This window comes from Mesorhizobium sp. CA16, assembly GCF_020165175.1.
GTDB lineage: Bacteria > Pseudomonadota > Alphaproteobacteria > Rhizobiales > Rhizobiaceae > Mesorhizobium.
In genome coordinates this window covers 396,193-402,508 of record NZ_JAIUHP010000002.1, presented here as the reverse complement: position 1 = coordinate 402,508, position 6,316 = coordinate 396,193, and the positions used below count along the sequence as shown (strand labels likewise).

6 protein-coding genes and 2 pseudogenes are annotated in these 6,316 nt (G+C 63.4%); 1 reads left to right on the top strand and 7 read right to left on the bottom strand.

Annotated features, from left to right (window positions below; all coding sequences use genetic code 11):
• Positions 1-394 precede the first annotated feature (394 nt).
• From LB525_RS05755 to LB525_RS05740, 5 genes and pseudogenes are all read right to left on the bottom strand, one after another.
• Positions 395-877: a DUF2314 domain-containing protein gene (locus LB525_RS05755; RefSeq protein ID WP_095765235.1), complete on the bottom strand. Its 483-nt coding sequence runs from the start codon at positions 875-877 to the stop codon at positions 395-397.
• A gap of 330 nt (positions 878-1,207) precedes the next feature.
• A pseudogene (locus LB525_RS05750) lies at positions 1,208-2,065 on the bottom strand (GH25 family lysozyme); the annotation flags it as partial.
• 140 nt (positions 2,066-2,205) lie between these two features.
• A pseudogene (locus LB525_RS28665) lies at positions 2,206-2,347 on the bottom strand (muramidase); the annotation flags it as partial.
• Positions 2,348-2,499: 152 nt separating this feature from the next.
• Positions 2,500-3,285 carry a phosphodiester glycosidase family protein gene (locus LB525_RS05745; protein ID WP_224543886.1) on the bottom strand — a complete coding sequence of 262 codons (786 nt, stop codon included), beginning with the start codon at positions 3,283-3,285 and terminating at the stop codon, positions 2,500-2,502.
• A gap of 47 nt (positions 3,286-3,332) precedes the next feature.
• On the bottom strand, positions 3,333-4,205 hold the full coding sequence (locus tag LB525_RS05740) for an undecaprenyl-diphosphate phosphatase (protein ID WP_224543884.1): 873 nt from the start codon (positions 4,203-4,205) through the stop codon (positions 3,333-3,335).
• Positions 4,206-4,410: 205 nt separating this feature from the next.
• Here LB525_RS05740 and LB525_RS05735 point away from each other — a divergent pair, with 205 nt between their 5' ends.
• On the top strand, positions 4,411-5,340 hold the full coding sequence (locus tag LB525_RS05735) for a hypothetical protein (RefSeq protein ID WP_224543882.1): 930 nt from the start codon (positions 4,411-4,413) through the stop codon (positions 5,338-5,340).
• Between the two features lie 20 nt (positions 5,341-5,360).
• Here LB525_RS05735 and LB525_RS05730 read toward each other — a convergent pair whose 3' ends face one another.
• Positions 5,361-5,573: a hypothetical protein gene (locus tag LB525_RS05730; RefSeq protein ID WP_095765230.1), complete on the bottom strand. Its 213-nt coding sequence runs from the start codon at positions 5,571-5,573 to the stop codon at positions 5,361-5,363.
• Between the two features lie 275 nt (positions 5,574-5,848).
• Positions 5,849-6,244: a GFA family protein gene (locus LB525_RS05725; RefSeq protein ID WP_224543881.1), complete on the bottom strand. Its 396-nt coding sequence runs from the start codon at positions 6,242-6,244 to the stop codon at positions 5,849-5,851.
• Positions 6,245-6,316 lie beyond the last annotated feature (72 nt).

Sequence of the window (6,316 nt, the reverse complement as noted above, 5' to 3'; positions counted from 1 at the left end):
CAAGGAAGCTCCTGGTCGTCCTCAACGCTATCATTCGCGACAAAACCGCATTCGCGTGAACACAGTTGCCATTCCGTTACATCGACGCGTTGCAACGGTTCAGAATTCTGCTCCGTTTGCACACTTCGCCGGGGTCTCGGCATGGATCCTCGGGTCAAGCCCGAGGATGACGACCGCGCGGGGCCGAGGCATGAGCGCTCTTCTCCTTCTCCCCTTGTGGGAGAAGGTGGATCGGCGCGCAGCGCGGAGACGGATGAGGGGTGTTCCAGCGGAGTGAGAGGCTGGCGATCTTGCTGCGGCGCCCCCAACCGGCAAGGCTTCCATCAAGCTGGAACACCCATCATCCGGCCGCTTCGCGGCCACCTTCTCCCGCAGGGGAGAAGGAGAAGAGCGCTCAATCCTTGAACGCGATTCCGTATTTCGCCGCCTGTTCCTTCGGCATATCCGCCAGCGCCTGGCGCACCGTGTAGCCGCCATAGACGTCGCCGCCGTTGCGGATCATCCAGTCCTCGACGTCGGCCTCGGCCACCGTCATGCGATCGCCCATCTTGTACTGGTTGCCATTGACCGGCTTGTCGGCCAGCAGGCCGACGAAGCGGCCGTCGCTGAAAGCCACAAGCTGCATCCAGATATGCTCGGTGGCGCCGTTCTGGGTCAGCGGAAATTTCACGGTGTAGGTGCCAGGCGTGCGTGCGGCTATCAGTTCATGGAAGCGCGGCAGCGTCGAATGGCCCTTGGCCTTGGCGCCCTGCATCGCCGCGTCGGTGGTGGAGTAGGCGACCACATTGTCCTTGGGCTCGCTGCCCCGCATGTGCGAGTTGAAAAATCCGTAGCCGACGGCGGCTACCAAAGCGGCAGTAACAATCAGTTTGCGCATCGAAACCTCTCCGAAATGCGATCACGGACACGTTACCGGAAGCCCGTTGCCGCACCTCTAAGAGACAGGGTGAGCGCATGGTTAGCGAAATGCCGAAATTGCCATCGACCTCACCGGCCGACGCCCGCGCGTGAGGCGCCGGTGCTTCCCCTCCTCCCCTTATGGGAGAATGCGGGTCGGCGCGCAGCGCCGAGACGGATGAGGGTTCCAGCGGAGTGAGATGCTGGCGATCATCAGTCGTTTGCGAAGGTCTGCATCAAGCTGGAGCACCCCTCATCCGGCCGCTTCGCGGCCACCTTCTCCCGCAAGGGGAGAAGGGAAAACTCCGCCTCAATCCGCGTCGGCCACCATCTGCCCGCCGCCCAGCCAGGCGCGCCATTGGCGCTCGTCGCCATGGAAGACGTTGAGGTCGATGCGGCCGCTGACGCCATGCGACAGGCCGGAGCCGGAATACTGCCAGAACAGCCACCTGCGGCCCGGATAAACCTTTGACGGGTGCGCGGCCACAGCGCGCAGCCAGAACGGGTAGTCCTGAAAGGCACCGCGCAGGTTGTCGCGATAGAAGTCGGGGCTGGTGTAGATGATGGGTCGCTGGCCGTAGTGGCGCTCCAGCCTGTCCATGAACACCTGCATCTTCTCCAGTACTTTTTCACGCGAAGGCCGCCGCTTGCAGGAAGACTCGCCGTTCCACTCGACGTCGATGACCGGCGGCAGCGCGCCGTCGACCTTCGGCACGTTGCGGATGAACCAGTCGGCCTGCTCGCCCGCGGTGCGGCACCAGTAGAAGAAATGATAGGCGCCCCGCTTCAGCCCGGCGGCATCGGCGTTGCGCCAGTTCTTCATGAACATCGGGTCGAGATGGTCGCCGCCGTCAGTCGCCTTGATATAGGCGAAATTGGCGCCCTGGGCGCGCAGCTTCCCCCAATTGATGTTGCCCTGCCAGCGCGAGACGTCGACGCCGTGAACGGCAAGGTGGCGCGGTGAGGAGCGGCCGAAATTGATCGGCTTGGCGTCGCGGAACGCATAGCGGGTGACCGGACCGGCGAGCATCGCGGGCGCGGCGCGCGACAGCCGCTTCGGCGGCGAGACGAGTGCTGCCTCCTGCACCGGCGGCTCGACGCTGTCCGGCAGATCGGCCGCCGGGAAGTTCACCGTCTCCTCCTCGGCAAGGCCGAAGGGGCGCGAATTCTCGTCGCCGAGGCGCGAGTTCTCGTCGCCGGGGCTCGCGTTACCTTCGCCAAGCAACGGCGCCGGCGGCTTGATGCGCGCGGCACCCGACATCGATGCGGTCTCGACGGTTCTTTCGGTGACCGCGGTCCTCGCGCCCTTCGACACCGGCGCGCTTGGCCGCACGACCGAGCTCGTCGTCTCATTGGACGGCATCTGCAAGGCATGGACGCCGGACGTAGACGAGCAGCCGGCAAGGCAAAGCGATGCGAGCACGAAACTGACGACGCCAAAAATCCGCATCTTGACCTGTACGCAAAACAAAACAGACCGAAGGCAGGAACAGCGCCGCCGGAAACGCCATTCCTAATGAGAAATTACCAACAAAGTTTGAATCAAAATTTACTTTTGGCGCGAGCGGATGATTCGGGATGGCGCCGAAGCGAGCTTCTTGGCTAGCGCCTGAACACGCCGATCATCGGCCCCAGATTCCAGAAATCGTCGTTGCGGCCGATCCCGGGCGCATAGAGGCTCGAGATCGAGCCGTCGAGGAAGAGCGCGTTCGGGCAGCCGAGCCGGTCGCGGAACAGCCGCGCGAATTCGTGGAAAGTCACGACATCGTTCGAGATCGCGAAGACCGCGACCCCGTCGGTGCGCACGCCCACGCCATCGCGGATCTTGCGCGAGGTGCCGTCGTAACGGAATTTCGGATGCAGCTTGCCGTCGATGACCAGCATCGGCCCGGATTGCGTGGCGTAGTCGACGCGCGGCGGGCGCTTCAGATAATCCTTGGTCGCGCGAACCCCGGCCTTGCCGGCGCTGATATAGAAGATGCCGTTGGGCTGCATGGAGAAATTGCCGGTGCCCGGTCCCGTCTTCGCCGGCGTGACCTGCTCGCCGCGCTCGACATAGAGCCCGACCGGCGCGAGGTTCGGATGATACATGCCGGCATTGATGCCGAAGAGCATGGTGCGCCCCGCCGCCTGCTGCGCGCTTCGCAGATTGTGCAGCGATCGGTAGAGATCGCCGTCCTTGTTCTTCCAGAACAGCTCGATGGAAAAATGCTTCGGATCGGCCTCGCAAACCAGATAGGTCGCGTTCCCAAAAATCTGGTTGCGGCAGGGCGGCAGCGCCGCCAGCCATTGGCCGAGGCCCATGCCCGCGCCAATTGCCGCCGGCGCCGCCGATTTCACCAGCGTCGCAAGCAAAGGCACGGATTGCAGCAGCGTCACAAGATCCATCAGCGCACCCGGGCGTCGGCGTCGATATAGCGGAGTGGCCGAGACCTCTAGACAAGCCAGCCGGTCGCGACGCCGATCAGCAGCACCACGCCGAGCAGGCCGCGATAGATGACGAACGGCCAGGCGGAGAAGCGCTCGAGCACGCGCATCAGCCCCCAGATCGCGAAGAAAGCCGAGATCGAGGCGACGACAAGGCCGACGGCCAGGATCGACCAGCCATGCGCATCGAGATGCACCTTGTGCAGTTCATAGAGCTCCTTGAGGCCGGCCAGTGCGATGGCCGGCAGGCCGAGCAGGAAGGAAAGGCGCGCCGCCTCCGGCCGGGCGAAACCCAGCCCCATCGCCGCCGTCAGCGTCGAGCCCGAGCGGGAGACTCCGGGAATAAGCGCGCCGACCTGAGCGACGCCCACCAGCAGCGCGTCGAGGATCGATGCCTGGCGCAGCACGAGCTTGTGGCTGGCGAAGATCTCGGCGAGCGCCAAAAGGATCGCCATGGCGATACAGGCCCAGCCGATGACGGCGAGCCCCCGCAGCGGCGAGGTGCAGGCGTTGAGCACGCCCGAAAGCGCGAGGCCTACAATGACGATCGGGACGGTGGCAAGCACGATGCTGATCGCCAGGCGGAAATAGCGGTCGCCGAAATCGCGGCGCGAGATCGCCGCAACCGAACCGAACAGCACGTCCCTGACATCGCTCCAGAAATAGCTGACCACCGCCGCCAGCGCCGCCAGTTGCATGGCGGCGGAGAAGGCCGAGCCGGGGTCCTGCCAACCGAAAGCGGCCGGCACGATGCGCATATGCGCGGTCGAGGAGATCGGCAGCAATTCGGTGATGCCTTGCACGATGCCGAGAAATGCCACCTTGGCATAACCCAGGCCGACAAAGCCGGTATCCAACCCTTGCGTGCAGACGTCTGTCATCCCGGTCCTTTCCCCGTGCCCCAATCGTTCTTGGGGGCAAAAAGTGAATCGTCATTCGAAAAGCCTGGAGGACAGGCTTAGCCTCACGATAGCGTGATTCCAACTCACGGATTTGTAAGGTGCCGCTAATCCTGCTTGACAACTGGCGCCGCCATATTATTCTCCGCTAATCTTACACTGTAAGGCAAATCGGAGGAGCATCACGATGTCGACCGCCGCCCTCTCGGAATTGGAGCCGGTCACGCCGCCGGAAACGCATGCTGCAGAAATCACGATCGAGGAGGTGTCGCGTGATACCAGCCGCGCCATCGAGCGCGCCGAGGTCGCTGCCTGGCTCGACCTCTACGAGGCGGCGCCGGCGGATTTCGCGGCCCGGCAAGGGCTGACGATTGACAAGGACGGCGATCTTGTCTGGACCACCTGCACGACGATCCCGTTCATCCATTTCAACTGCGTGAAGAATATCGGCGTCGATGGTCCGGCGACGGAAGAACAGGTCGACACGTTGCTCGCGCATTACCGCGATGCCGGCATCAGGCGGCCGTGGTTCTATACCAATCCACACACTGAGCCGTCGCGGCTGAGATGCTGGCTGGAAGCGCGCGGGATGCAGCAGCAAGGCGGCTGGGAGCGCATCTATCGCGACGCGACGCCGCTGGCGGACGAACCGCTTTTCCCGGGCGACCCGTTGATCCCGGTTGACGATCTGATGGTCGAGGAGGTCACGCCCAGGACAGCTTCGGAGTGGGCATCTTTCATCGATGCCAAATACAGGCTCCCCACCTCGCCCTGGCTGATGGCGCTTGTCGATCGCAAGGGCTGGCATCATTACATGCTGAAACGCAGGGGCGCGGTCGCCGCCGTGCGCTCGCTCTTCATCTCAGACGGGGCCGCCTGGAGCGGCATCGACGCGCCGGTACCGGGCATCATGGCGCCAAGTTTCGATCTTGACGCCATGCTTGGCGAAAGGTTGGTCCGCGACGGCATAGCCGCCGGTGCGAAATTGTTTGTCGCCGATATCGAGGCGCCGCGCCCCGACCGCGACGGGCCGGCCTATCGCAACTACGACCGGCTCGGCTTCAAGCTCGCCTATTTGCGTAGCCATTACAGCTACTTGCCCGCGAATTCGAGCTGACCAATTTCCCTGGAGTTGCCTCAGCGGTACAACCACTGCTTCAGGCAGCTTCTTGCCACCACATGCGCCGGCGGCACCGAAGCCTGGTCGATGCGGGAATCATCGCTTGCCCTGTCGCGAGCCTTTTCCAGAAGCAGGCGAAGCTCGGCCGGGCGCACGCGGTCGCGCGCCATCACGAGTTGGACCATCGGGTCGTTCAAAAGCTCGTCCAGGGTGTTGATGCTCTCGCTCATCCGTCGCCTCCTCGATGCCTTCCCGCATGGCGCGTAGATAGGCAGCCAAAGATGGCCCGCCAATGACGCTTTGCCGGCTATGTCGTGAATCGAAGATGAAATTTTTGTGCAGGCCTTCTTCCTTCTCCCCTTGTGGGAGAAGGTGGATCGGCGCGCAAGCGCCGAGACGGATGAGGGGTGTTCCAGCGGAGTGAGACGCTGGTATTCTCTGGAACACCCCTCATCCGACCGAGCTTCGCTCGGCCACTTTCTCACACAAGGGGAGAAGGAAGAAGCTACGCCGGCGGCGCGCCTTCATATTGCGGCAGGCCATCGTCGAGCATCACCCAGGGCTGCTTCGAGGCGGTCCAGAAATGCATGTCGGGCTTGAACAGCGACGGGTCGTCAAGCGAGCCGGAGGTGATGCCGAGAATGCCCCTGGAATCACGGCGTGAGAACAAAGTCGTGCCGCAAACCGGACAGAAGCCGCGCTTGAGGTCTGGCGTGGAATTGATCGTCGCCACCGGTCCTTCGATAGTCACGTCGTCGATGCGGAACAGGAGCCGAGCATTGAAGGCGGCGCCGATCGCTCTCTGGCAGATGCGGCAATGGCAGACGCGTTCGTTGATCGGCTCGGCCTCGGCCTTGTAGCGCACCGCGCCGCAAAGGCATCCGCCCTCATACTTGGTCATCACCAGACACCTGCCTCGAGGAAATGCCGGGCACCCTAGTGGCCGGCATGGCAGGGTCAATCAAAAAACATT

What these genes read in the sequence shown, in the direction of transcription:
- LB525_RS05740 (WP_224543884.1), bottom strand. Translation starts at nt 4,205, where the DNA reads ATGACAGACGTCTGCACGCAAGGGTTGGATACCGGCTTTGTCGGCCTG.
- LB525_RS05735 (WP_224543882.1), top strand. Translation starts at nt 4,411, where the DNA reads ATGTCGACCGCCGCCCTCTCGGAATTGGAGCCGGTCACGCCGCCGGAA.
- LB525_RS05755 (WP_095765235.1), bottom strand. Translation starts at nt 877, where the DNA reads ATGCGCAAACTGATTGTTACTGCCGCTTTGGTAGCCGCCGTCGGCTAC.
- LB525_RS05730 (WP_095765230.1), bottom strand. Translation starts at nt 5,573, where the DNA reads ATGAGCGAGAGCATCAACACCCTGGACGAGCTTTTGAACGACCCGATG.
- LB525_RS05725 (WP_224543881.1), bottom strand. Translation starts at nt 6,244, where the DNA reads ATGACCAAGTATGAGGGCGGATGCCTTTGCGGCGCGGTGCGCTACAAG.
- LB525_RS05745 (WP_224543886.1), bottom strand. Translation starts at nt 3,285, where the DNA reads ATGGATCTTGTGACGCTGCTGCAATCCGTGCCTTTGCTTGCGACGCTG.